The sequence below is a fragment of the Modicisalibacter luteus DSM 23508 genome, assembly GCF_000378505.1.
GTDB lineage: Bacteria > Pseudomonadota > Gammaproteobacteria > Pseudomonadales > Halomonadaceae > Modicisalibacter > Modicisalibacter luteus.
On sequence record NZ_KB899990.1, the window covers coordinates 134,866 to 156,092 of the forward strand.

General features: G+C 58.4%; 25 protein-coding genes and 1 tRNA gene. 12 read left to right on the plus strand and 14 right to left on the minus strand.

Annotation, left to right across the window (positions count from 1 at the left end):
- Nucleotides 1-2: 2 nt before the first annotated feature.
- The 4 genes from F568_RS0103245 to F568_RS0103260 all read left to right on the plus strand — a co-directional run bounded on the left by F568_RS0103245 (nucleotide 3) and on the right by F568_RS0103260 (nucleotide 3,942).
- Entirely contained in the window at nucleotides 3-1,244 is a 1,242-nt protein-coding gene (locus F568_RS0103245) for a cysteine desulfurase (RefSeq protein ID WP_019017267.1), read from the plus strand.
- 34 nt (nucleotides 1,245-1,278) lie between these two features.
- On the plus strand, nucleotides 1,279-1,842 hold the full coding sequence (sufT, locus tag F568_RS0103250) for a putative Fe-S cluster assembly protein SufT (RefSeq protein ID WP_019017268.1): 564 nt from the start codon (nucleotides 1,279-1,281) through the stop codon (nucleotides 1,840-1,842).
- 148 nt (nucleotides 1,843-1,990) lie between these two features.
- On the plus strand, nucleotides 1,991-2,656 hold the full coding sequence (locus F568_RS0103255) for a SanA/YdcF family protein (protein ID WP_229804193.1): 666 nt from the start codon (nucleotides 1,991-1,993) through the stop codon (nucleotides 2,654-2,656).
- Nucleotides 2,657-2,880: 224 nt separating this feature from the next.
- Entirely contained in the window at nucleotides 2,881-3,942 is a 1,062-nt protein-coding gene (locus tag F568_RS0103260) for an alginate lyase family protein (RefSeq protein ID WP_019017270.1), read from the plus strand.
- A 28-nt stretch (nucleotides 3,943-3,970) separates the two neighbouring features.
- Here the strand turns inward: F568_RS0103260 and F568_RS0103265 are convergent, their stop codons facing one another.
- The 4 genes from F568_RS0103265 to F568_RS0103280 form a co-directional block, all read right to left on the minus strand.
- Nucleotides 3,971-4,417, minus strand: a complete 447-nt coding sequence (locus tag F568_RS0103265; RefSeq protein WP_019017271.1) for a hypothetical protein — start codon at nucleotides 4,415-4,417, stop codon at nucleotides 3,971-3,973.
- Nucleotides 4,418-4,542: 125 nt separating this feature from the next.
- A complete protein-coding gene (gene rimK / locus F568_RS0103270; protein ID WP_019017272.1) occupies nucleotides 4,543-5,463 on the minus strand; it encodes a 30S ribosomal protein S6--L-glutamate ligase in 921 nt (306 codons plus the stop codon).
- Between the two features lie 38 nt (nucleotides 5,464-5,501).
- Nucleotides 5,502-5,939, minus strand: a complete 438-nt coding sequence (locus tag F568_RS0103275) for an ATP-dependent zinc protease family protein (RefSeq protein WP_019017273.1) — start codon at nucleotides 5,937-5,939, stop codon at nucleotides 5,502-5,504.
- A 24-nt stretch (nucleotides 5,940-5,963) separates the two neighbouring features.
- Nucleotides 5,964-6,992, minus strand: coding sequence for a DUF3549 family protein (locus F568_RS0103280; RefSeq protein WP_019017274.1), 1,029 nt, complete (start codon nucleotides 6,990-6,992; stop codon nucleotides 5,964-5,966).
- Nucleotides 6,993-7,286: 294 nt separating this feature from the next.
- Here F568_RS0103280 and F568_RS0103285 point away from each other — a divergent pair, with 294 nt between their 5' ends.
- Entirely contained in the window at nucleotides 7,287-7,613 is a 327-nt protein-coding gene (locus tag F568_RS0103285; protein WP_019017275.1) for a YqcC family protein, read from the plus strand.
- Nucleotides 7,613-8,113, plus strand: a complete 501-nt coding sequence (locus tag F568_RS0103290; protein ID WP_019017276.1) for a gamma-glutamylcyclotransferase family protein — start codon at nucleotides 7,613-7,615, stop codon at nucleotides 8,111-8,113. The genes F568_RS0103285 and F568_RS0103290 overlap by 1 nt, the downstream gene beginning before the upstream one ends.
- 95 nt (nucleotides 8,114-8,208) lie before the next feature.
- Here the strand turns inward: F568_RS0103290 and F568_RS0103295 are convergent, their stop codons facing one another.
- A complete protein-coding gene (locus F568_RS0103295; protein WP_019017277.1) occupies nucleotides 8,209-8,790 on the minus strand; it encodes an OmpW/AlkL family protein in 582 nt (193 codons plus the stop codon).
- A gap of 237 nt (nucleotides 8,791-9,027) precedes the next feature.
- Between F568_RS0103295 and F568_RS22050 the strand changes: the two genes are divergently transcribed.
- Nucleotides 9,028-9,309, plus strand: coding sequence for a hypothetical protein (locus F568_RS22050; RefSeq protein ID WP_019017278.1), 282 nt, complete (start codon nucleotides 9,028-9,030; stop codon nucleotides 9,307-9,309).
- Nucleotides 9,310-9,365: 56 nt separating this feature from the next.
- On the opposite strand, the gene putP is transcribed toward F568_RS22050, so the two are convergent.
- The 5 genes from putP to F568_RS0103325 all read right to left on the minus strand — a co-directional run bounded on the left by putP (nucleotide 9,366) and on the right by F568_RS0103325 (nucleotide 16,649).
- Entirely contained in the window at nucleotides 9,366-10,844 is a 1,479-nt protein-coding gene (gene putP, locus F568_RS0103305; RefSeq protein WP_019017279.1) for a sodium/proline symporter PutP, read from the minus strand.
- A gap of 179 nt (nucleotides 10,845-11,023) precedes the next feature.
- A complete protein-coding gene (gene putA, locus F568_RS0103310; protein WP_019017280.1) occupies nucleotides 11,024-14,215 on the minus strand; it encodes a bifunctional proline dehydrogenase/L-glutamate gamma-semialdehyde dehydrogenase PutA in 3,192 nt (1,063 codons plus the stop codon).
- A gap of 201 nt (nucleotides 14,216-14,416) precedes the next feature.
- Complete coding sequence (locus F568_RS22055) at nucleotides 14,417-15,214, minus strand: AraC family transcriptional regulator (protein WP_019017281.1); 798 nt, start codon at nucleotides 15,212-15,214, stop codon at nucleotides 14,417-14,419.
- A gap of 68 nt (nucleotides 15,215-15,282) precedes the next feature.
- Entirely contained in the window at nucleotides 15,283-15,660 is a 378-nt protein-coding gene (locus tag F568_RS0103320) for a hypothetical protein (RefSeq protein ID WP_019017282.1), read from the minus strand.
- A 2-nt stretch (nucleotides 15,661-15,662) separates the two neighbouring features.
- Nucleotides 15,663-16,649 carry a Bug family tripartite tricarboxylate transporter substrate binding protein gene (locus F568_RS0103325; RefSeq protein ID WP_019017283.1) on the minus strand — a complete coding sequence of 329 codons (987 nt, stop codon included), beginning with the start codon at nucleotides 16,647-16,649 and terminating at the stop codon, nucleotides 15,663-15,665.
- 211 nt (nucleotides 16,650-16,860) lie between these two features.
- On the opposite strand from F568_RS0103325, the gene F568_RS0103330 reads away from it, so the two are divergent.
- Nucleotides 16,861-17,043 (plus strand): hypothetical protein, encoded by a 183-nt coding sequence (locus tag F568_RS0103330; protein ID WP_019017284.1) that lies wholly within the window; start codon nucleotides 16,861-16,863, stop codon nucleotides 17,041-17,043.
- A gap of 175 nt (nucleotides 17,044-17,218) precedes the next feature.
- Nucleotides 17,219-17,425 (plus strand): hypothetical protein, encoded by a 207-nt coding sequence (locus F568_RS0103340; protein WP_019017286.1) that lies wholly within the window; start codon nucleotides 17,219-17,221, stop codon nucleotides 17,423-17,425.
- A gap of 123 nt (nucleotides 17,426-17,548) precedes the next feature.
- Here F568_RS0103340 and F568_RS0103345 read toward each other — a convergent pair whose 3' ends face one another.
- The 3 genes from F568_RS0103345 to F568_RS0103355 all read right to left on the minus strand — a co-directional run bounded on the left by F568_RS0103345 (nucleotide 17,549) and on the right by F568_RS0103355 (nucleotide 18,765).
- Nucleotides 17,549-17,845, minus strand: a complete 297-nt coding sequence (locus F568_RS0103345) for a hypothetical protein (RefSeq protein WP_019017287.1) — start codon at nucleotides 17,843-17,845, stop codon at nucleotides 17,549-17,551.
- Between the two features lie 172 nt (nucleotides 17,846-18,017).
- Nucleotides 18,018-18,093, minus strand: a tRNA-Gly gene (locus tag F568_RS0103350).
- Nucleotides 18,094-18,360: 267 nt separating this feature from the next.
- Nucleotides 18,361-18,765: a CBS domain-containing protein gene (locus F568_RS0103355; RefSeq protein WP_019017288.1), complete on the minus strand. Its 405-nt coding sequence runs from the start codon at nucleotides 18,763-18,765 to the stop codon at nucleotides 18,361-18,363.
- Nucleotides 18,766-19,288: 523 nt separating this feature from the next.
- Here F568_RS0103355 and F568_RS0103360 point away from each other — a divergent pair.
- Together F568_RS0103360 and F568_RS24185 are read left to right on the plus strand one after the other, a co-directional pair.
- Entirely contained in the window at nucleotides 19,289-19,537 is a 249-nt protein-coding gene (locus tag F568_RS0103360) for a hypothetical protein (protein ID WP_019017289.1), read from the plus strand.
- A 43-nt stretch (nucleotides 19,538-19,580) separates the two neighbouring features.
- Nucleotides 19,581-19,742 carry a YqaE/Pmp3 family membrane protein gene (locus F568_RS24185; RefSeq protein WP_019017290.1) on the plus strand — a complete coding sequence of 54 codons (162 nt, stop codon included), beginning with the start codon at nucleotides 19,581-19,583 and terminating at the stop codon, nucleotides 19,740-19,742.
- A 76-nt stretch (nucleotides 19,743-19,818) separates the two neighbouring features.
- On the opposite strand, the gene F568_RS0103370 is transcribed toward F568_RS24185, so the two are convergent.
- Nucleotides 19,819-20,349, minus strand: coding sequence for a DUF6314 family protein (locus tag F568_RS0103370; RefSeq protein WP_019017291.1), 531 nt, complete (start codon nucleotides 20,347-20,349; stop codon nucleotides 19,819-19,821).
- On the opposite strand from F568_RS0103370, the gene F568_RS0103375 reads away from it, so the two are divergent.
- Nucleotides 20,348-21,217, plus strand: coding sequence for a carboxylate/amino acid/amine transporter (locus tag F568_RS0103375; RefSeq protein WP_019017292.1), 870 nt, complete (start codon nucleotides 20,348-20,350; stop codon nucleotides 21,215-21,217). The two genes, F568_RS0103370 and F568_RS0103375, sit on opposite strands and share 2 nt — an antisense overlap.
- The last annotated feature ends 10 nt before the right edge of the window (nucleotides 21,218-21,227 follow it).

Below are 21,227 nucleotides of genomic sequence, written 5' to 3' on the forward strand. Positions count from 1 at the left end.
CCATGACCGTGTTGGCCGATCTTTCCCTTGATGTCGAACAGGTGCGCCGGGATTTCCCGATTCTGGCGCGCCAGGTGCACGGCAAGCCGCTCGTCTATCTCGACAATGCGGCAACGAGCCAGACGCCACGTCAGGTCATCGAGACGCTAGATCATTATTACCGGCACTATAATGCCAATATCCATCGTGGGCTGCATACCCTGGCGGATGAGGCTACGGCAGCCTATGAGCAGGCGCGTGAGATCGTGCGTGGTTTCACTGGCGCGGCGGATCGGCGCGAGATCGTCTTTACACGGGGAACGACCGAAGCCATCAACCTGGTCGTCAACAGCTGGGGCCGCAACAACCTCAAGCCCGGTGATGAGGTGTTAATATCGCAGCTTGAACATCATTCCAACATTGTGCCCTGGCAGTTGCTGGCTGAGCAGGTGGGGTTTCGCATCCGCATGATCCCGGTCGACGAGCGTGGTGCGCTGGACATGGCGGCTTATCGCAGCCTGTTCAATGAGCGAACTCGCCTGGTAGCGGTCAACCATATTTCCAATGCGTTTGGCACCATCAATCCTGTAAAGGAAATGGCGGCCATTGCGCACGATCACGGAGCGTTGATCCTGATCGATGGTGCCCAGGCGATCCCTCACGAGCCGGTTGACGTCCAGGCAATCGATGCCGATTTCTATGCCTTCTCTGGCCATAAGGTCTATGGGCCGACCGGGGTCGGTGCCCTTTATGGAAAGGCGGCGCTACTCGAGGCCATGCCACCCTGGCAGGGCGGCGGCGAGATGATCAAGACGGTATCTTTCGATGCCGGAACGACCTATGCCGATATTCCTCACAAATTCGAGGCCGGCACGCCGCCGATCGCCAATGTCATCGCCATGGGGCGCGCTCTGGAGTGGGTGGCGGATATCGGTATCGCCCGTATCGGCGCCTGGGAGCAGCAGTTGCTGGCGCATGCGAATGAGCGTCTAGCAGAGGTCGATGGGCTGCGCATTCTGGGAACGGCTCCGCGTAAGGCTGGGGTCATTTCCTTCGTGGTTGATGGTGCACATGCCCAAGATATCGGTCTATTGATCGACCAGCTTGGCGTGGCGGTTCGGACTGGTAACCATTGTGCCCAACCGCTGCTGCATCACTTCGGTGTCGATGCGACCTGCCGGGCATCGTTTGCCGCATACAATACGCGAGAAGAAGTCGACACTTTTGTTGAAGCATTGCAACGTGTGGTGGCAATGGTTCGGTAAGTGCCGGTGAGACAAGGCAAGGCGAAGGATACCAATGCAGCAACTTGATGGGCTTTACAAGGGGCAGGAAATGCCCCTCCAGCGGGATGTCGATGCCATTTCGATTCCCTTCGGCAAGAGCGTGACACTGACGGAAGACAGCGTCGTGTCAGTGATGCAGGCGAAGGGCAGTACCGTCAGTGTGGCTTACGAAGGGCGTCTATTCCTGATCGAGGGCAGTGATCTGGATGCTCTTGGGCTCGAGCCCGTGCCGCGGCCGACGTTGCCCGAGGACGCAAGCGAAGAGGCCATCGAACAATTCGTCTGGGACCAGTTGCGGACCTGCTTTGACCCGGAAATACCGGTCAATATCGTCGATCTGGGGTTGGTCTACGGCTGTCGCCTCGAACGCCTGCTGTCCGGTGAGCGTATTGTTACCATCCGTATGACGTTGACGGCACCAGGTTGCGGCATGGGGGACGTCATCGCTGAAGACGCCCGGCGCAAGATTCTGGGAGCGCCCCAGATAGCCAAGGTTCATGTCGAGACCGTCTTCGACCCACCGTGGAGCCGCGACATGATGACAGAAGAAGCCCGCCTGGAACTGGGCATGTTCTAAGTACATGATAGTGTCCGGTGATCTCGTGCTTCTGTATCATGGCTTCAGTGGCGCTTTGCCTGCTAGCACGAAACAATAATCCCAGACATTCCCGGCTCTCCGTCGAACCGAGCCGCATGCAGGAGCGAATGTTGCGATGCGGCCGGCCGTGGCTCTCTTTGCAAAAAGACTGATCGTGATCCTGACCGTGCTGGCCCTGCTTGCCATCGGCGTCGTCTTGGCGGCCAATACTTGGATTCTGGCAAGAACTCAGGACCGCATCGAGACTGACTTACTCCTTTGTGCTACTGAACCCGTGGGGATCGTCTTCGGTACGTCCTATTGGGCTCGAGGTGGTGGTCGCAATCCATTGTATTCGGCGCGTCTAGGCGCCGCGTCCCAATTGCTTCGGACCCAACGGGTCCAGCACCTTCTGCTCTCCGGCGATAATCGCACACGCTTTTACAATGAACCCGTAACCATGTGGCGTGACTTGCGTGCCAGTAATGTACGCGACATTGACATGACCCTCGACTATGCCGGCTTCAGCACTTTCGATACCTTGATTCGAGCACGGGAGATATTCGGTGTCTCGCGTACGCTACTCATTACTCAAGACTGGCACTTACCACGAGCATTGTTCATTGCCGATGCCCTGGGCATCGAAGCAATGGGGTGTGCTGCGCCAACTCCCGCTGTGAGCGGTGTCTGGCAACTGCATGTCAGAGAGTGGCTGGCACGCGTGGCAACACTGGGAGATCTCTACCTCTGGGGGCGCAAGCCTTATTTCCTTGGCCCGCGGGAGCCCCTGCATATCGTACCGGCGAATCGGTAGTTCGACCTGACGTTCTAAACATGGATTGTACAGAACGGTTCCTATCACTTATCTCATCGTGTCGTCACCGCCAGGGAAGGAGCCTGCAATGCGCACATGTTTTATCCCCCTATTCTAGTCTGCCTGTCATCCCGGCGTAGGCATCCGAATCCGGATGGCTGACCTACTCGCCAGGTTTCCTGACAGCCTGACGCGAAGCGGTAGATCGCCAACAGCCCGAGATCATGCCTGCGTATCAGAAGTTGCTCAAGGAAGCTAACGAAGCCCTGAAAGCCCCATTGTATTCGGTCACTGACAAGACACAGCTACCTGTCAGCGGCAACCGGCATGATTATTTCAGCTTCGCCCCCTATTGGTGGCCTAATCCCGATACCGAGAGCGGACTGCCTTACGTCCGACGCGATGGGGAGTACAACGAGGCTACCAAAAGTAATGCGACCGACAAGCAGCGTATGATCGATTTTTCAACGGATGTACATGCGTTGGGTTTGGCGTATTACTACACCGGCCAGCGCAAGTATGCCGAGAAGGCGGCGCAGCAGGTCATCAGCTGGTTCGTTGATCCCGAGACGCGGATGAGTCCGAATATGCGCTACGCCCAAGCCATTCCGGGCCGAGTGGATGGACGCGATATCGGCATCATCGACAGCCGGGTGCTGATCCGCGTCGCGGACGCCATCGAGTTGATTCGTGCGGGGAAAGTACTCACTACCTCGGAAACTGCCGCAATTCATGACTGGTATCGTCAGTTCCTGAACTGGTTGTTGACCAGCAAGAATGGTATCGAAGAGGGTGAGGCTGATAACAACCATGGCACGTGGTATGACGCTCAAGTAGTGGCTTTCGCGTTGTTTACCGGTCAGGAGAATATTGCTCGTCAGCAGTTGAAGGTGACTCACGAGCGAATCACCGAGCACTTCGATGACCAAGGCAAGCAGAAAGAGGAGCTGAATCGTACGCGCCCTTGGCATTACACCAACTTCAATCTCGAGGCCTACCAGCTGCTTGGTCGATATGGTGAAAGGCTAGGAGAGGTTATCTGGGGATATGAAGCCCGGGAGCGCTCGCTTAAGGAAGGCTTCGAGTTCGTAGCCGTCCACGCCAGTAAGAGCTCGTGGCCATACAAGGAACTGCATGGGTTCGAAGCCAGCGATGCGTTGGTCAATATGCTCGCGGCGTCAAATGCATACGATGACCCAAGGCTCGACCATGTGGCTTCAGCCCTGGCATGCCAGTCGCCCGAGGATATCAACCTGTTGTTGTTTCCTCTCGACTGGCGACAGTGAGGATGATGCAGAGAGCCGGCAGCGGCGATCAGCGCCGGTGCTTGGGCTTCTGCAGTCGGTAGAGTTCACGGATCAGGGCGCGGCAGCCTTTCCAGCAGCGCTCGATTACCGGCTCGATGGGGTCGGGTAAAGGGTGCGTATGCAGGGTCGCCAGAGCCTGCATGAGCACGCGTTCCTGCTCAAGCAATTCGTTGACAAGCACTTGGCTGTCGTCACCCACGAAGCTCTTTAGCCGACTCCATAACCAGAGGTAGTCGTCCCGCTCGACATCGGCATCTCGGGGTAGCAGGTTCAGATGCTGCTTGGCCAAGGTCTGAAGCTCGCGCATGTCCTTGCCGCGCTGTTCATAATGCGGTTTCAGGGCGTCGCGCAATGAAGGGCGCAGGCGTTCGAAGTTGTCCTGAAAATAGTCCAGGCTATCGGCCAGCGCTTCCAGCACGCTATCCATCGCCACTTGGCGATTATCGAGAAACATGAGCGGTCACCTCCTCCGGTGACGCAGATTGTGCGGGGGAGAACAGTGTTTTTCTACCCCCAGCACAAAGAAATTGTGTGTTTCCACTATTGTTGTTCTCGTTTTGCACTATTGCTATACCAAACTCACCCCTTTGGCTTGGGAGGTGCCTTGTTGGGAGCTTTGCGTGGTGCACTAGCTTGCTTTTCGAGATGTTCGATGATCAGCCCGGCGATGTCTTTGCCCGTGGCGGTTTCGATCCCTTGCAGGCCGGGCGAAGAGTTGACTTCCATGATTACCGGTCCGTGATTGGAGCGCAACAGGTCCACGCCAGCCACCGTCAGCCCCATGGCCTTGGCGGCGCGAGTGGCTGTGGAGCGTTCTTCGGGGGTGATGCGAATCAAGCTGGCACTTCCGCCGCGATGCAGGTTGGAGCGAAACTCACCCTCAGCAGCCTGACGTTTCATTGAGGCCACTACCTTGTCGCCTACCACGAGGCAGCGGATGTCGGCACCTTTGGCTTCCTTGATGTATTCCTGCACCATGATATTGGCCTTCATGCCCATGAACGCCTGGATCACCGATTCGGCTGCCTGGTTGGTTTCCGCCAGAACCACGCCGATGCCCTGCGTACCCTCCAGCAGTTTGATGACCAGCGGCGCGCCCTTGACCATGGTGATGAGATCGGGAATGTCATCGGGGGAATGGGCAAAACCGGTGATCGGAAGGCCTAGCCCCTTGCGCGACAGCAGTTGGAGAGAGCGGAGCTTGTCGCGCGAGCGGGTGATGGCGACCGAGTCATTGAGAACATAGGTGCCCATCATCTCGAACTGACGCAGCACGGCACAGCCATAAAATGTGACCGAAGCGCCGATACGCGGTATGACTGCATCGAAATGCTCTAGCTCCTCGCCCTTGTAGTGAATGGAAGGGCGGTGCGAGGCAATGTTCATGTAGCAGCGCAAGGTATCCACAACGCGTACGCTGTGACCCCGGCGTTCCCCCGCCTCGATCAGGCGGCGGGTGGAGTACAGGTTGCGATTACGCGACAATAGAGCGATATGCATTACGTTCTCCGGCCCGGTGATGCGGGAGTGGGTATGGGTCAGGGTTCGCCGTGCAGAAAGGCGGTGCCGGGGGCGACCAGAAGGCGGCGCATGGCTCGTCGTCCCAGTAGCATGGGGTGGCGCATACTGCTGCGGTCCGTGAGCGTTAGCTCGACCGGGAAGTCCAGCTCTCCGAGCAGTAACTGGGTACGAATCACGAAGCGCCACTGCGCCTGACCGTTGGAGCTGGTCACCTTCCGTCGATCATGAAGATGCATACGCACGGGGTGAGGAGGACTATTCGGGCCACCTCCGCGTGTCACGAAACTGACCCAGACGTGGCCGTCCTCCTCGTAAGTCTCGATATCTTCGGCATGCAAGGCTGAGGTGCGTGCACCTGTGTCGGCCTTGCAGCAGAGAGTCAGTCCCAGTTCTGGCAGCGTGACCATCTCGCGACGGCCAATGACCGCCTTGGCATGGTAAGGCAATGCTTTCATCGTAATGAGGCTCGACTCAGCGAATCAGTTCGGTTTGGCCAGACCGGCCAGACGCCGTCCAGTGGCGGAGTCCGGTGATGCTTGGCGCAGACTCAGCAGCAACGGCAGGCGTAGCCTGGGAATCAGCGCCAGGTCGCGAACCACGGCGGCGAAGCCGGTTCGCCCATCGGCCGCCAAGGCTTCGATAAAGCGCGGCAAACGCTCAGCATCTTCCAGTTGCGCCCAGCCACGTGCCGCGATGGCGGCCAGGAGGTCGGGGCTGCAAGCTGCAGTATCATCCAGCAGCGCATCGTACCAGGGCCCGACGCTCTCACGCTCCCCTTGACCGACGGCACGTACGCATGCGCAGAACGTCTCGATGTCGCCTTGGGAGGCAGCAGTTTCGCCACGGTTAATAAACGCCTGGGTCAAGGCTGGTGATGGTTCGATATGTTCCAGACAGTGGCACAGCGGACGCAAAACGTCCACCGGTAGCGCAGCCAGGTGGTGGGCGAGCGCTTGTGCCTGGTCGAAGTCATGGCGAATGGTGAAATCGGCCAACCCCTGCAACCCCAGCGCCTGCCACTGCTCGGCCTCGAGCTGGCCGCTGAGGTAAGACTCGGCCAGTTCCAGATGTTCGCTGGCGGGCAGGCCCAGGTTAGCGCTCGCTCGGGCATGTAGCACGGCACGCTGGGTTAGATCGGGGGTAAACGCCAGCGGGTTGTCCTGCATGAGATTGTCGATCCGCTGGGTATCGGCAGCGTCCATCTGCTGTGCCGTTCGGCCCAGCGTCTCCAGTAACCGCTGAAGAAATGCATCGCGTGGGGCGGGATCGATCATGCCCTGCTCGTCGAGAGGGAGTGACAGAAACCAGATCAGCGGCTCATCGCCTAGTTTAAACACACAGGCTAGTTGGGCACGCCCCAGCCAAGGGCGTGGCCAGGCGAGCTCACTGCGCTCGAATGCGGCCAGGGTCTCTGCCGCGCAGGGCGCGACCTGGCGACCCATGGTATAGAAGAGCGCTTGTGCCCCAGTGCGGGCAAAGAAATCACTAAGCGAGAGAATCGGTTGCATGTCTTCCTCAAGATCCGGTCGCGCACTGTAGCGCGTCGTACTTGACCTTTCCAGCCCCTGCAGTCGTGGCTTGGTCAAGTTTTGATCGATTCTGCCTAACTGGCGTCGAGCGTGGGCGGACGCCATCTTTCCCAAGGTTATCCACAGGCTCTTTCAGTCATTCTGTGAATTATGCACTTCACTGCCACAACGGCATTGTAGATAGCCAGCATTGCACATCACCGGAAACCTGCCTGGCCAGTGCCGGTCAGGGTAAGGATAATGCACGTCAGTCAATGATTTTCGAGGATATTCATGACACCACACGCCGAACTTGATCAGGCCTTGTCACAGTTGGAGTCCACGCTGCGCAGCGTGGATCTATGGAATACACCACGCCCCGAAGCCGAGGCCTTCGACAGTCGTGAGCCCTTCTGCGTCGATACCATGGAACTGCCCCAGTGGCTGCGTTATGTGTTCATCGCGCGCTTACAGGCTCTGGTCGACGCCAAGGGTTCCTTGCCGGCTACCTGCGATGTCGCTCCCGCTGCCGAGGCCTACCTGCAGAATGCCAGGCCCAGCACGCGGCAGCTGGTCGTCGAGGCTGTTGCCGAAGTAGACCGGATCGTCACGGAGGCCTGATGCCATATTACTTCGCTTACGGTAGCAACATGAATGTCGAGCGCGTGGCCGCCCGGATTGGCGAAACGCGCAGGGCCTTGTCCGGGACGCTCATGGATTATGTGTTGACGTTCGATAAGGCGTCACGTATTCCCGGCATTGCTCATGCCAACGTTACCTCCCGCCCCGGTGAGCGGGTCGAAGGGGTGCTATTCGAGCTGCTCGAGCCGGCCCAGATTGAACTGATGGACCCGTTCGAGGGCGTACCCAAGGATTATTTTCGCCAACGTCGACCCATCCATACGCCAGAGGGGGAAATCGAAGCCTGGGTGTACATTGCCGTGCCCGAGCGGACCCGGCCGTCACTGAAGCCGGCCCGCGAGTATCTGGACCACTTGTTGGCGGGCAAACCCTTCCTGTCCCGGGACTACCATGCACGCCTTGCTGAAACCGAAACCGTGAGCGGGTTGTGTGATGCCACCTTGGCTGTGCTGGGACTGTCGCGCTTTTCTGCACGTTGATTATTTATCGACTCAGAGCAAGGCAATAGACGTATCAGAAACGACAACGCCGGGCCAATCGGCCCGGCGTTGATTGCGCTCAAATCTCGTGACGATCAGAAGCGGAAGGTGACACCGCCACCCACAGTGACCGGATCCACGTCTGCCTCGTCGCTTACTCCGTTGAGGCTGTAATCCGCATCCAGATCTGTGTAGGACGCAAAACCATTGAAGGCAAAGTTCTTGGTGACGAACAGATCGACACCCAGTTCACCTTTGGCTGCCCAAGTGTTGTCGATGTTCAGGCCATCGCTCTCACCGGAGAAGCGCGTGTAGTTCGCGCCAACCCCGACGTACGGCTGAACACGGGCATCCAGGCCGCCCAACGGGTAGTACTGGACCATCAGGTCGATGGGCTGTTGCTCGAAGGAACCTTCATAGGTGCCAGCGGATAGTTCATGCTCGAACTCTTCGCTGCTGCCCAGCGTTACGCCTACCTTGTCGTGCAGCATGTAACCCAAGCTACCGACAAAGCCGTTTTCCGACTCGATATTGTCGGAAGCATCGCCTTCGGGGCTAGTCTTGGCGATATCGCCACGCAACAGGAAATCTCCGGCTTCGTAGGCGAGTGCCGCCTGGGAAACAGTTACGGTACCGCCTGCAACGATGGCAGCAAGAAGCAGTTTGTTCCGAATCATGGCAACCTCCTTTGATGTTTAACCCGCTATTTTTGCAGCGGGAGACATCGATATTGATAAGAAAACGCTGTTTCTTATTGTGTGCCCAAGTATAGGAAACGCTGTTCGACTTGTCTTGTAAATTTTCGTTATCTACCTAATAGCTGTGCTCGAAGCTATACCAGCGAGGATGGGGTGGCTTCGCATTTTCGCCCTGCAAGCGCTTTACTAAAAGAATATCGCTGCGGAGACGAGAGCATGGAAAAGGCGAATCACAGGCTGGGGCAAGGCGCACAACTGCTGTCGCTGGGTGCGGCATCGCTACTGGCACTTTGGCTTCTGCTGGAGCCCCAACTGATCAGGGCGTTGCCATTGGGCTGGCGTCTCCCTGTCTGGCTGCTTGGCGTTTGGGCTGTGGGGGCAGGGTTCTTCCATGGCATGGGGCTGGTACGACCGGGCTGGTCGGCCAGGCTGCTTGGTGCACCGCTGTGCTGGGGGCTGATGTTGATGCTGCTCATGGTCCTGCTCATTCGCAGCTAATGGCCAAAACGACAACAGGCCGCCCAAGGGCAGCCTGTTGGTGGAACCCGCCCGGATCAGGCGTTCTTGAGGCTATCAAATTCCTCGATAATTTCACGGGAAGGTTCGCCGGTCACCAAGCTGACCACGACAATGGCGATATAAGCGAAGATGACGCCCGGCACGATCTCGTAGAGATCGAAGATACCTCCGGAAACCTTACTCCACACTACGACCGTAATCCCTCCGACGAGAATGCCGGCCAGTGCGCCCCACTGGTTCATGCGACGCCAGAACAGCGCCATGATCAGGGCCGGACCGAAAGCTGCACCGAAGCCGGCCCAGGCATAAGACACCAGACTCAATACCGTGGAATCGGGGTTGAGTGCCAGCAGATAGGCGACGAGGGCAATGCCAACCACCGAAAAACGACCGACCCAGACCAGCTCGTTTTCCGTGGCATTCTTACGGAACAGGGCCTTGTAGAAGTCGTCAGTGAGTGCCGAGGAAGATACCAGCAGCTGGGAATCGGCTGTGGACATGACGGCGGCAAGGATGGCAGCTAGTAGCACGCCGGCAATGACCGGATGGAAGATAGCGTTGACCATGACCATGAAGATCGTTTCACCGTCGCCCAAGTCGCGCGAGACATAGACCAGGCCCAGCAGACCAACTGCCACGGCACAAATCAGCGTTAGGCCAGACCAGGTCACGGCGATGCGACGCGCGGTCGGAATGTCCTTCTCGCTACGGATGGCTGCGAAGCGTGCCAGGATGTGCGGTTGGCCGAAGTAGCCCAGGCCCCACGCCAGCGAGCTGATGATACCGACCGCCGTCAATGCTTCGCCGGTGGAGGCATCGGTAAACCACTTCAACATGTCCGGGTTCTCGGCGAGGATCTGCGAGCCGCTGCTGGCGAACCCGCCCAGCTCGGTCAGCGCTATGACCGGGACGATGAGCAGCGCTACGGCCATCATCAGGCCCTGGATCAAGTCAGTCCAGGAGACCGCCAGGAAGCCGCCGAAGAACGTGTAGGAAATGATGGCCAGCGTGCCGACCGTCATGGCGATGCGATAGTCGAAGCCGAACACGGTCTCGAACAGTTTGCCGCCGGCCACCAGGCCCGAGCTGGTATAGAAAAGGAAAAACAGCAGGATGAAAATCGCCGAGACGACACGCAGCAGATGAGTGCGATCGCGGAAGCGCTTGGCGAAGAAATCAGGCAGGGTCAGCGAGTCACTGGCGCGGAAGCTATAGACCCGCAGCCGGCGGGCGACGATCAGCCAGTTCAGCCAAGTACCGGCCAACAACCCGATGGCGATCCAACTGGCCGATAGGCCGCTGATGTAAGCAGCGCCGGGTAGACCGAGCAGCAGCCATCCTGACATGTCCGAGGCGCCGGCGGAGATCGCCGAGGTCCAGGGGCCAAGTGAGCGACCCCCCAGGATGTAATCGGAAAGATCCGAGGTGCGTTTCCAGGCAAGTACGCCAATGTAGAGCATCAAGCCGAGATATAGGGCAAAGGTTATGCCTATGATGATGTTATTTTCGACCATGGTAATGTCGTCCTATCCGTTTGTTTTTGTCGAGCGTCGAAACGCCCATGGAGACAATTGTGCCTCTCTCAGGAGCCTTTCGTACGCTCCCGCCTTAACGATGTGACCGTAACGGTGCCTGGCCATCAACGCAGCACGACGAGGGCCGGTGGGCCCTCGCCAGACGGCCTGCTGTTGACTCAGTCGTCGCCCAGAGCCAGCAGGGACGCGTTGCCGCCCAGGGCGGCAGTGTTGACGGTGCGGGTCTTTTCGGTGGCAAAGCTCAGCAGGTAATGCGGACCACCCGCCTTGGGGCCGGTACCCGACAAGCCCTGGCCGCCGAAAGGTTGTACGCCGACAACGGCGCCGATGATATTACGGTTTACGTACACATTGCCCGCACGAATTTTCTCGCTGATGGCCTTGGCGAAGGATTCGTTGCGGCTGTGGACACCAAACGTCAGGCCATAGCCCTTGCCGTTGATGGTGTCGATCACCTGATCCAGCTCGCTGGCCTTGTAACGGGCAATATGCAGGATCGGGCCGAACTGTTCGGTTTCCAGTGTCTGAATGCCCTCGACTTCGAACGCAGTCGGCGCCACGAAGGTGCCGTCGCCGGTCTGTTCGGGGTTGAGCTTGGTCTCGGCGATCAGGCGACCCTCGCCCTTCATGCGCTCGATGTGTGCTTGCAGGCCCTTGCGTGCATCTTCGTCGATGACTGGGCCGACATCGGTCCCCAGATCACGAGGATCACCGACGCTGAGTTCGTCCATGGCACCCTTGAGCACTTCAATGATGCGGTCGGCTACGTCTTCCTGGAGGTAAAGCATGCGCAGGGCCGAGCAGCGCTGGCCGGCACTCTGGAAGGATGAGCGTACCACGTCCGCAACCACCTGCTCCGGCAGGGCGGTAGAATCAACGATCATTGCATTGAGGCCGCCCGTCTCGGCGATCAATGTAGCGATGGCCGACTGCTCACGCGCTGCCAGGGCACGGTTGATGATGTGGGCGGTGTCAGTGGAACCCGTGAATGCCACTCCGGTAATTCGGCGGTCCGAGGACAGCACGCTGCCCACCGTAGGGCCATCGCCCGGCAACAGCTGGACGACGTCGCGCGGCATGCCGGCTTCATAGAGCAGCTCGACCACACGGTGAGCGACGAGCGAGGTCTGCTCGGCGGGCTTGGCCAGCACACAGTTGCCAGAAACAGCTGAAGCTACCATCTGACCGCAGAAGATCGCTACCGGGAAATTCCAGGGACTAATGCAGGCAAACACGCCCTTGCCGGTCATGTAGAGTTCATTGGATTCGCCGGTGGGCCCGGGTAACGGCGTCGCTTCACCGAACAAATCGCGGGCCCGGTTGGCGTAGTATCGGCAGAAGTCCACGGCCTCGCGGATCTCGTCGACGCCATCGGTCAGTAGCTTGCCGCCTTCACGTGAGCACAGCGTCATCAGCTCGGCGAGATGATTTTCCATGCCATCGGCGAAGCGCTCGAGAATTTGTGCACGTTCCTCGACCGGCGTGGCCTGCCAGCGTGGGAAGGCGGCCCATGCGGCATCCACAGCCTTCTTCGCCTGCTCTTTATTGGTCCACTGTACGCTGCCCACCAGTTGGCGTGTGTCGTACGGGCTGCGAACCTCATGGCGATCGGATGGCGAGTCGGGGACGTCGAAGGCCAGCAGCGGCTTGACGTGATGCTCCTTGTCCATGAATTTGGCCATCTCGTCGACGAGAGGCTGGTACTGGCTTCGGATGTTCAAGTTCACTCCCTTCGAGTTCTTGCGTGTCGGGCCGTAGATATCCTTGGGCAGCGGAATCTTCGGGTTGGCGTAAGTGGCGTACTGCTTCAAGGTTTCTGCGGGATGAATGCACAGCGACTCGACCGGGACGCGCGGATCGACGAGCTGGTGGACGAACGACGAGTTCGCGCCATTCTCGAGCAGTCGGCGGACCAGGTACGGCAGCAGGTCCTTGTGGGCGCCTACCGGGGCGTAGATACGGCAATACGTGCCTTGAGGAGCGCGTTTCAATGCCGCGTCGTAGAGGGCCTCGCCCATGCCATGCAAACGCTGGAACTCGAAGGCTCTATCGACATCGTTGGCCAACTCCAGAATCGCCGTGATGGTATGTGCGTTATGAGTGGCGAACTGAGGGAAAATGCGGCCACGCGTGTTCTCGGACAGCAAGAAGTTGGCGCAGACCAGATAGGCGACGTCAGTGTTCACCTTGCGGGTGAAGACCGGATAGCCATCGACGCCAAGCTGCTGGGATTCCTTGACTTCGGTGTCCCAGTAGGCCCCTTTGACCAGACGCAGCGGAATCTCGTCGCCCTGCATGTCGGCCAGCCGGTTCAGATAGTGAAGCGCCGGCAGCGCACGCTTGGAGTACGCCTGTACGACCAATCCGAAGTGCCCCCAGCCCTTGCAGACGTCGCTTTCGTAAACGGCGCGGAAGACTTCCAAGGACAGCTCGAGGCGATCGACTTCCTCGGCATCGATGGTGATGGCAACATCGTTCTTGCGGGCCAGCGCCGCCAGCTCCTTGACGGTACCGACAAGCTCTTCCAGCACTTGGCTGCGGCGACCGAACTCATAGCGAGGATGCAGCGCCGATAGCTTGATCGAAATGGAGGGAGAGGGTGTTTTGTCACCCAGGGAGCGGCTGGTGGCACCGACACGCTCAATGGCGCTAGCGTAGTCGTCGAAATAGCGCTTGGCATCGGGGCGGGTACGGGCCGCCTCGCCCAGCATGTCATAGGAGTAGGTATAGCCCTTGTCGAAGAGGGGCTTGGAGCGTTTGAGCGCCTCGTCGATGGTGCGCCCAAGGACAAACTGGCGTCCCATGATCTTCATGGCCTGGTACATGGCGCTACGGATGACCGGCTCACCCATGCGATTTGTCAGGCGGTTGATGAAGTTGGCTGGCTTGCCGTCGCGCGGCTTGTCCATCTGGATGACGCGACCGGTCATCAGCAGGCCCCAGGTCGAGGCATTGACGAACCAGGATTCACTCTGCCCAAGGTGAGACTTCCAATCGGCAGGGCCCAACTTGTCTTCGATTAGGGCGTCCGCCGTGGACTTGTCCGGGATGCGCAGCATGGCTTCTGCCAGGCACATCAGCATCAGCCCTTCATGCGTGTCCAGGCTGTACTGTTGAAGCAGCTCATCGATGGAGTCTACGGCGGTGTCCATCTCGCGCACTTCGCGGACCAGTTCGGCGGTCTTGGTGGCGATGCGCTTGAAGTCATCTTCGTCCGCCTGCAACAGGGAGACGAGTTCGCCTACGTAGGCGTCTTCATCGACGATGTAATGCTCGCTGAGTTGCTTGAGCAGCGCCTCTGGATCCTGCTGCCAGGTGTTGGCATCCAGCATAGTCTTGGCGTTTAGCATTGTTGCGACCCCATCAGTCAGGTCTTGGGCAGGCTCGGGGGCGGCGAGAAATGGCCGGGCAGCGCTTTCCCAAGATATAAGGCGTTTTCAGAATGTCATGAATGTAGGGTGGGGGAGGCCGCTGCGTCTTGCCAATTTCTCGGCTGGATTTGTCAAAACCTCGGGACTTGGTGACAAATCCAAGAAAATTGCGACGTTGGTCTAAGTATTGCTACCGGCGTCAAGAAGGGGGGCGTTCCGGGACAGGCTCAGTTGAGGATTGCGCCGAAGTTGCCCCGGCGAATAATCGAAGGCGCGGCGGAAGGCGTGCGACAGAGCGCTTTGGCTAGCGAACCCGGTGCGTGCCGCGACCTCGCTGAGGGGCAGCATCGAGGTGGTGAGCCAATAGCGGGCGGCTGCCAGGCGCTGGCGTAGCAGATACTGGTAAGGGGTGACGCCGGTCTGCTCACGGAAGCATTCGCTGAAGTGGGCTTCGCTCAAGCAGGCCTGGCTGGCCAGGTCGGCAACAGTCAGACGCTTTTCGAGATTGTTCTGGATGAAACGATCCAGGCCATCAAGATCGAGACGGCGCGAGGGAGGTGGCGCTACATGCAGTCGCGAGTGAAGGCAGCCGAGGAAGGTGGCCGCTAGCAAGTCGCCCTGAGCATGCCGGGGCAGGGAAAGTTCTTGGACCAGAAAATTCAGGTAGAGGCGAAGGGGATCGTCTAGGGCAAAGAAGCGGGGCGCGTCAAACAGTCGGGCCAGTTCGCGTTGGGAGCCCGATAGTGAAGGGGCGTTATCGGGCAGGTCGAAGATCAACTGCCGATTGGTGCCGATGCCTTCATAATAATGCACATGGTTGGCCGGCACGATGCAGCCGGTCAGGGGGGCGATACAGCCGCCCAGACCTTCGATCTCGAACTCGGCGTGTCCATCCAGGCCGATCACGATCTGGTGGAAGTCGTGATCGTGGTGCTTGATGGCATTGTCGAGTGGTGTCAGGCGAATGGCACTGGTCATGTCGTAACCTCATAACGACAGCTGACACTACTATAACGATCCGACCATCATGACGGGAAGCGAAATGGTTAGAATTCCCGCTTGCCCTCCTGGTCTATGATGCGAGACGCAAGCTGGTTACGTATTGTCTGGAGTTCTTCCCGGCCGCTGCGAGACAGCAGCGAGCCGCCCTGGGCGACCTGCCAGGGGCGGCCGTGCTCATCCATGATCTGCTGGGCCTTGCGCCGCACGCCTTCAAGGAAAGCATCGTGACGAATCGGATAGCCGACGATCGCATGCCACTCTGATTCCGTCGACTGTCCGGCCAGGACTCGGTCGAAGAGTTTTAGCAAGTGATCGGGCTCGGTGCGGTAGCGTGGGGTCCGTACCATCATCAACAACCCCACGGTGCCGCCGACCACCAACAGGCAGATCAGTACGACGACGAGATAAAGGCCCAGCGCCATGGTTACTTGACCAGGCCCAGGGTGTCCGACAACTCGCGGATGTCCTGTACCTGCTGGTCGACAAACTGGGTCATGGCGTCACCCGACTTATGGAAGGGCAACAGGCCGTTCTGCTGCATGACGTCTTTCCACTCCTCTGACGCGTAGAGAGTTTCGAACTTATCGACCCACCACTGATAGCTGGCATCCGATACGCCCCCTGGTAGATAGAAGCCGCGCCAGTTGGGGGCAATCACGTCGATGCCCTGCTCGCGGGCCGTAGGGATATCGGAAAACTCACCGGGCAGGCGCTCTTCGGAAAACACGGCCAGCAGACGCAGGTCACCGCTTTCCACGAAGCCCAGGGCCTCGGATAGATCGCCGGTAAAGGCGTCGATATGACCACCGAGAAGTTGGGTAATGGCGACGCTACCTGAGTCGAAAGCGAGATACTTGATATCTCTGAGCTTCTCGATCCCGGCTTCGCGGGCGGACATGAGCACTTTCAGGTGATCGAACCCACCGGCTACATCACCGCCGGAGAAGCTGACACTGCCGGGGTCCTGCGCGAGGGCGTCGAGAAGCTCTGTGAATGTGGCATAGGGAGCATCCTCGGCAACCGCAATAATGCCGTAGTCCGCACCCAAGGCTGCTGCCCAGCGGACTTGATCAGCGCTGCCTTGAGCATAGCGGCGCTGGGCGAGGCGCGTCGTGGTGGCGGTGGATGCCGCCACGATCGTGTCCTCGTCGCCTTGGCGCTTGGCAAGCACATGGCTGAAGGCAACACCGCCGCTGGCTCCGGCGATGTTGATGGTCTGCATGCCGGCAGGTATTAAATCGAGTTCCTGCAAGGTGCGCGCCACACTACGGCACGTGAAGTCCCATCCGCCGCCGGGCTTGGCGGGGGCAATACATTCCGTCTTGCCTTCCGGTACAGCGAATGCGGAAGCGGACAGGGCGGTGAGCAGAGGAAGGCTGGCCAGGGCCAGTGAGCGAAGCGTTCTTTGCATGGCAATGCTTGCCTTATGGTTATGAGCTGTTGGTGTCCAAGCTGCATAGCCTACCGAAATTCTTGAACTGGCGTTAACGCTCCAATCGTCTGACGTGGGGCTATGCCTTTTTTTCATTATGGAATTGTTTTTGATGAGTTAAATTTTGTTTTCCTGCGCTGAAGAATTGACCATGCTGGAAGAGTGGCTTTAAAGAAAAAGGAGATTCTTCATGGCCAAGCGTAGCTTCAAGATCACGCCGATTGCCGATACCCGTCGTGGCCGCCTCAAGCAGCCGGATTATTGGGCGCTTGTCGAGACGACCGGCGGCGAAGTCAAGGAGGTTGACCGCTATCCCTCCTATCCCGAGGCACTACGTGCCAACCGGGAAATCTGTAGTCGTTTACCTCTATAGCCAAGGGGCGTTACTCGCTTCACATTGCCAGCGTTACCGTGCGCAACCTGCGCCTTCAGGCCATGGGTACTTACGGTGTGGCAGGCTTGCCATCCGGCGATGGACAGGAACAGGCTGTCATCACCGATGTCTCAGGGGATGCCACCGATGGCTAGTGTCAGACAAGGAGGAGCCCATGATCGATAGCGCATTGGAAATCCGCGAACTGCGGGAGCCCGATGGTGACGGAGAAACCCGTTACGAAGTCTATGACAGTGATACGGGAACGCCGTTGGGTGTCTTCGATTCCTACGAGGACGCTCAATATGAGGTGGAAAGCATGAAGCGATCCAACCATGAAACGTGGAGCAAAGAGAAGGATGCGGACCCCGGCCCCGAATGACGGGCGCTACTGATGGATAAGCATCTCCGGGATTCTTGACGACAAGGGTGGCGATAATTCGCCACCCTTGTCGTTTCTAGCAGAGCCATGAGCCTTGGAGGTCGGTGTCCTTGGTAACGGGAGCTAGAGTTGATCGGCTTTTTCGTCCGGAAAGGACAACCCGTCATCCCAGGCTTCGCCTTGGGGTCTGACTCGAATGAAATTGAACCACTGGGCAGTGATGCGTTTGCCGATCATGTCTTCTAGACGTTCGTCAGGCTCGGCATGCGTCTCGTTGACCAGAACCTCGAAGCTGCCATCGGGACGTTTATCGACGATTTCCAGATCGAAGGACTGGTTCCCGCTGCGGGCTTCGGCTTGGTCGCCTGGCCCCAGGTTCTTGGCACGCTCAATGGGGGGGTCGACGATATCCAGCTCCATGATGCGCTCCTTTGCGATGGATCTTCGACGTTGAAACCTGTCTCATCACCCGATGAAATGAACATGAAGTGTAGTCTACCGAGCGAATCGGCAACGCAGGTCAGAATGCAGGTTCTGCTTTAGAAAGCGCCACTACAGGACATGTGGCAATAACATCGGGATTGGAAAATCATGGAGCGGGCAAAGGGATTCGAACCCTCGACCCTCAGCTTGGGAAGCTGATGCTCTACCAACTGAGCTATACCCGCTCGGCAGAGAGATCATAATGAATCGTCGGCCAGTCTGGCAAGCTGTCGGGTAGGGGCTGCATGAGTAAAGTTGGTTGTCGACAAGCGCAGGCAGGTACGGTCCGAGAAATTTTTTTCGATTCAGGGAGAATTTTCGAAGCGGGGGAGTCATAAGGTTGCAAGCACAGTTTTTCAGCAGTCGCTGAGGCGTGTGTTTTTGCTTACTGTAATCGATCTTTTATCGCCGCATCTTCGATGCGGCGTTTTTTTATGCGGCATGAAACGGGATCAGCTGCCTCGCATCGACGAAAGCGCCCCCAGAATGTCGCGACGCGTGACGATCCCCACCAGGCGCTCACGGTCCACGACCGGATATATCTTGGGCTTCTGACCCAGCATTTCCTGGGCCAGATCGACGATGCTCTTGCCAGGCGAAACCGAAAGTACCTCGTGACGCATCAGTTCGCGAACCAGCGCCGGTTCGCCACAGTGATAGGTGCTATCCAACAGCTTGCCGAGTACATCCTGCTCGGAGATAAAACCCACCAGATGGTCGTGCTCATCGACCACGGGGGCGCCTGGCAATCGATGCAGGGCAAGGCCATCCACCAGAGAGGCCACCGAGGTACCTCCCGTTACCCTGAAACAATCCTTTGACATGATCTCGCTGACAGTCACCGGTGCCTTGTTCATGATCGTGTTCCTTCTGCCACGTTGGCGATGGCACCGTCCCTGGCCCGGCCGGCATAATGATGTTGCCAGGCTGCATTCCATGCAGCGCTTGAGAAGCGCCGTGCTCTAGCTGCAGGCTGCATTGGGCTTGCTCATCACCTTGCGCGGCGCTCGCTCGATGGCCGGTCGATGTAACGGCATGTCGAGTCGGGACCACGATCAGGCAACACAGCCACTCTGGCGCTTCTCCATCTCAGCATAGCCCAGCCTGACGTGGGTCATTTGCAGTGCCGAGCGGGCGATCCTCAGCGATGTCCGGCGACGTGCCACTGCCTGGGAGGCGATGGCTTACTACACGACAGGAACCTCATGGCATGAAGGAAATCCAAGAAACAGCATTCATGGGAAAGCGACGTCTTGACGGGGCTCAATAGGCCTGGCGGGAGGAGTCGGGGGTAAATAGATTCGAAAGCCATACTAGTACAGTGCTTACAAGCGCCTCTTGATCTACTTGGGTTACCGTGGCGCTTGAGGGAGGTACCGAATGAACGCACGTGATTACCTGGCCAAACAGGGTATCGAGCTGGACAAGGAAGAAGACAGACCCCAGACTTTGGAAGAGCTGGCATGGTCTCGCGCGAGGGAGGCTGGAAGCCATCGCCCTCGCAGTGGTACGCCCTACGACTGGGAGGACTGGGAGCGCTATCACGACCAGCTGGCCGAAAATTCCGACAGCATTACCCAGAAAATCGATCGACGTGCCCATCACCATGATGATGACGAGTCGTCGTGAAGCGCTGTTAATGCAATTTTAGCGTAATGACAAGGAGGTTTGGATGGACGTTCTTCGTATCATTCTCGCCATAATCCTGCCACCGGTTGGTGTATTCCTGCAGGTTGGGTTTGGCATGCACTTCTGGCTCAACATCCTGTTGACCATCCTGGGCTACATTCCGGGGATCATTCATGCGATCTGGGTCATCGTGAAGTACGACTAGTTCAGCATGTCCTTGGACTGTTACCGAGACACAGCGGCGCCTGAGCGCCGCTGTGTCTATATGCGCTGCCTTATTTTCACGCGCTGCGGTAGCGATAATGGATTTGTTCATCCTTGCGGGGACCCGTAATCCTCCAGGTGAGGTTGAATCCATCAGGTTCGAACGCCAGCTTCGCCAGGTAGTGGTCATCGATGCACAAATGTGGCCGGTGCGATATCAGGTCGGTCGCTCCCGGCGCGGCTACCAGATCGAACAGCCAGACCGCGGACTCGGCGCCGCGTCGCTCATGGGAAAGCGAGACTCGGTCTTCGAAGAATCGCCAGCGAAAGACGTTACGAAACGGGATCGGGCGGGGCTCAGACGCGACTGGTCTATGCTCGTATGACGGTGCCGGTATGTCCAATTGGAAGTGACCGCTTTCATGTATGAGCAGGCTATCGTCTTCGGCTTGCGCTACCTGGATCTGACCGTTTCCCTGCCCAGACCAGTGGCACTGCGAATGAGGCCCCGAGCGCGAGCGAAAGCTAACGCTGACAAGGGATGACAAGTGGCGGCGGAGCTGTAAAATGCGCGCCTGCGCTCCAGCAATACTCGGTTGATCTACCATGTCCTACCTGATTGGTGTCACGGCCCTGTGGGCCTTTTCCTTCTCATTGATTGGCGCCTACCTGGCCGGCCAAGTCGATAGTTATTTTGCGGTACTGGTGCGCATTGCACTGGCCAGCCTGCTATTCCTGCCATTCTTGCGACCTTCTTCCCTCAGTAACGGACTGAAGTTGGCATTGATGGGGATTGGGGCGATCCAGCTTGGGCTGATGTACATCTTCTTCTATCAGTCATTCCTGCTGCTATCGGTACCCGAGGTGCTGCTATTCACCATCTTCACCCCGTTGTACGTGACACTGATCGACGATGCCATGGCCAAGCGCTTCTCGCCATTCTACCTGCTCACGGCGCTGCTGGCGGTGATCGGGGCGGCGGTGATTCGCTACGAGGGCATCAACAGCAATTTCTGGCTGGGCTTTCTGGTCGTGCAAGGTGCCAACCTGTGCTTTGCCGGCGGCCAGGTTGCCTACCGGCATCTGGCAGCGGGGCTGCCCCGCGAGCTACCCCAGCGCAGCGTGTTTGGCTGGTTCTACCTGGGAGCGCTGGCGCTGGTGATCATTGCCTTTGCGATCTTCGGCTCTACGGCAAAATTGCCGACTACCACTGTCCAGTGGGGGGTGCTGGCCTGGCTGGGCCTGGTGGCATCGGGAGTTGGCTATTTCCTATGGAACAAGGGGGCCACGCTCGTCGATGCCGGTGCATTGGCAATCATGAACAATGCCCTGGTCCCGGCTGGATTGCTGGTCAACCTGCTGATCTGGAATCGTGATGCCGATCTGCTGCGCCTTGCCCTGGGTGGCGCGATCATCGTGGCTTCGTTGTTGTTTAACGAGTGGTTTGTCAAACGTCGCCGGGCGGCAACTGCATAACACGCTGGCA

Bases quoted from the DNA above. Each gene is read 5' to 3' on its own strand.
- F568_RS0103285 (WP_019017275.1), top strand. From the start codon at position 7,287: ATGACACCACACGCCGAACTTGATCAGGCCTTGTCACAGTTGGAGTCC.
- F568_RS0103290 (WP_019017276.1), top strand. From the start codon at position 7,613: ATGCCATATTACTTCGCTTACGGTAGCAACATGAATGTCGAGCGCGTG.
- putP (WP_019017279.1), bottom strand. From the start codon at position 10,844: ATGGTCGAAAATAACATCATCATAGGCATAACCTTTGCCCTATATCTC.
- F568_RS0103280 (WP_019017274.1), bottom strand. From the start codon at position 6,992: ATGCAACCGATTCTCTCGCTTAGTGATTTCTTTGCCCGCACTGGGGCA.
- F568_RS22055 (WP_019017281.1), bottom strand. From the start codon at position 15,214: ATGACCAGTGCCATTCGCCTGACACCACTCGACAATGCCATCAAGCAC.
- F568_RS0103340 (WP_019017286.1), top strand. From the start codon at position 17,219: ATGATCGATAGCGCATTGGAAATCCGCGAACTGCGGGAGCCCGATGGT.
- F568_RS0103295 (WP_019017277.1), bottom strand. From the start codon at position 8,790: ATGATTCGGAACAAACTGCTTCTTGCTGCCATCGTTGCAGGCGGTACC.
- sufT (WP_019017268.1), top strand. From the start codon at position 1,279: ATGCAGCAACTTGATGGGCTTTACAAGGGGCAGGAAATGCCCCTCCAG.
- F568_RS0103325 (WP_019017283.1), bottom strand. From the start codon at position 16,649: ATGCAAAGAACGCTTCGCTCACTGGCCCTGGCCAGCCTTCCTCTGCTC.
- putA (WP_019017280.1), bottom strand. From the start codon at position 14,215: ATGCTAAACGCCAAGACTATGCTGGATGCCAACACCTGGCAGCAGGAT.
- F568_RS0103320 (WP_019017282.1), bottom strand. From the start codon at position 15,660: ATGGCGCTGGGCCTTTATCTCGTCGTCGTACTGATCTGCCTGTTGGTG.
- F568_RS0103260 (WP_019017270.1), top strand. From the start codon at position 2,881: ATGCCTGCGTATCAGAAGTTGCTCAAGGAAGCTAACGAAGCCCTGAAA.
- F568_RS0103245 (WP_019017267.1), top strand. From the start codon at position 3: ATGACCGTGTTGGCCGATCTTTCCCTTGATGTCGAACAGGTGCGCCGG.
- F568_RS0103355 (WP_019017288.1), bottom strand. From the start codon at position 18,765: ATGAACAAGGCACCGGTGACTGTCAGCGAGATCATGTCAAAGGATTGT.
- F568_RS22050 (WP_019017278.1), top strand. From the start codon at position 9,028: ATGGAAAAGGCGAATCACAGGCTGGGGCAAGGCGCACAACTGCTGTCG.
- F568_RS0103345 (WP_019017287.1), bottom strand. From the start codon at position 17,845: ATGGAGCTGGATATCGTCGACCCCCCCATTGAGCGTGCCAAGAACCTG.
- F568_RS24185 (WP_019017290.1), top strand. From the start codon at position 19,581: ATGGACGTTCTTCGTATCATTCTCGCCATAATCCTGCCACCGGTTGGT.
- rimK (WP_019017272.1), bottom strand. From the start codon at position 5,463: ATGCATATCGCTCTATTGTCGCGTAATCGCAACCTGTACTCCACCCGC.
- F568_RS0103330 (WP_019017284.1), top strand. From the start codon at position 16,861: ATGGCCAAGCGTAGCTTCAAGATCACGCCGATTGCCGATACCCGTCGT.
- F568_RS0103370 (WP_019017291.1), bottom strand. From the start codon at position 20,349: ATGGTAGATCAACCGAGTATTGCTGGAGCGCAGGCGCGCATTTTACAG.
- F568_RS0103360 (WP_019017289.1), top strand. From the start codon at position 19,289: ATGAACGCACGTGATTACCTGGCCAAACAGGGTATCGAGCTGGACAAG.
- F568_RS0103275 (WP_019017273.1), bottom strand. From the start codon at position 5,939: ATGAAAGCATTGCCTTACCATGCCAAGGCGGTCATTGGCCGTCGCGAG.
- F568_RS0103375 (WP_019017292.1), top strand. From the start codon at position 20,348: ATGTCCTACCTGATTGGTGTCACGGCCCTGTGGGCCTTTTCCTTCTCA.
- F568_RS0103265 (WP_019017271.1), bottom strand. From the start codon at position 4,417: ATGTTTCTCGATAATCGCCAAGTGGCGATGGATAGCGTGCTGGAAGCG.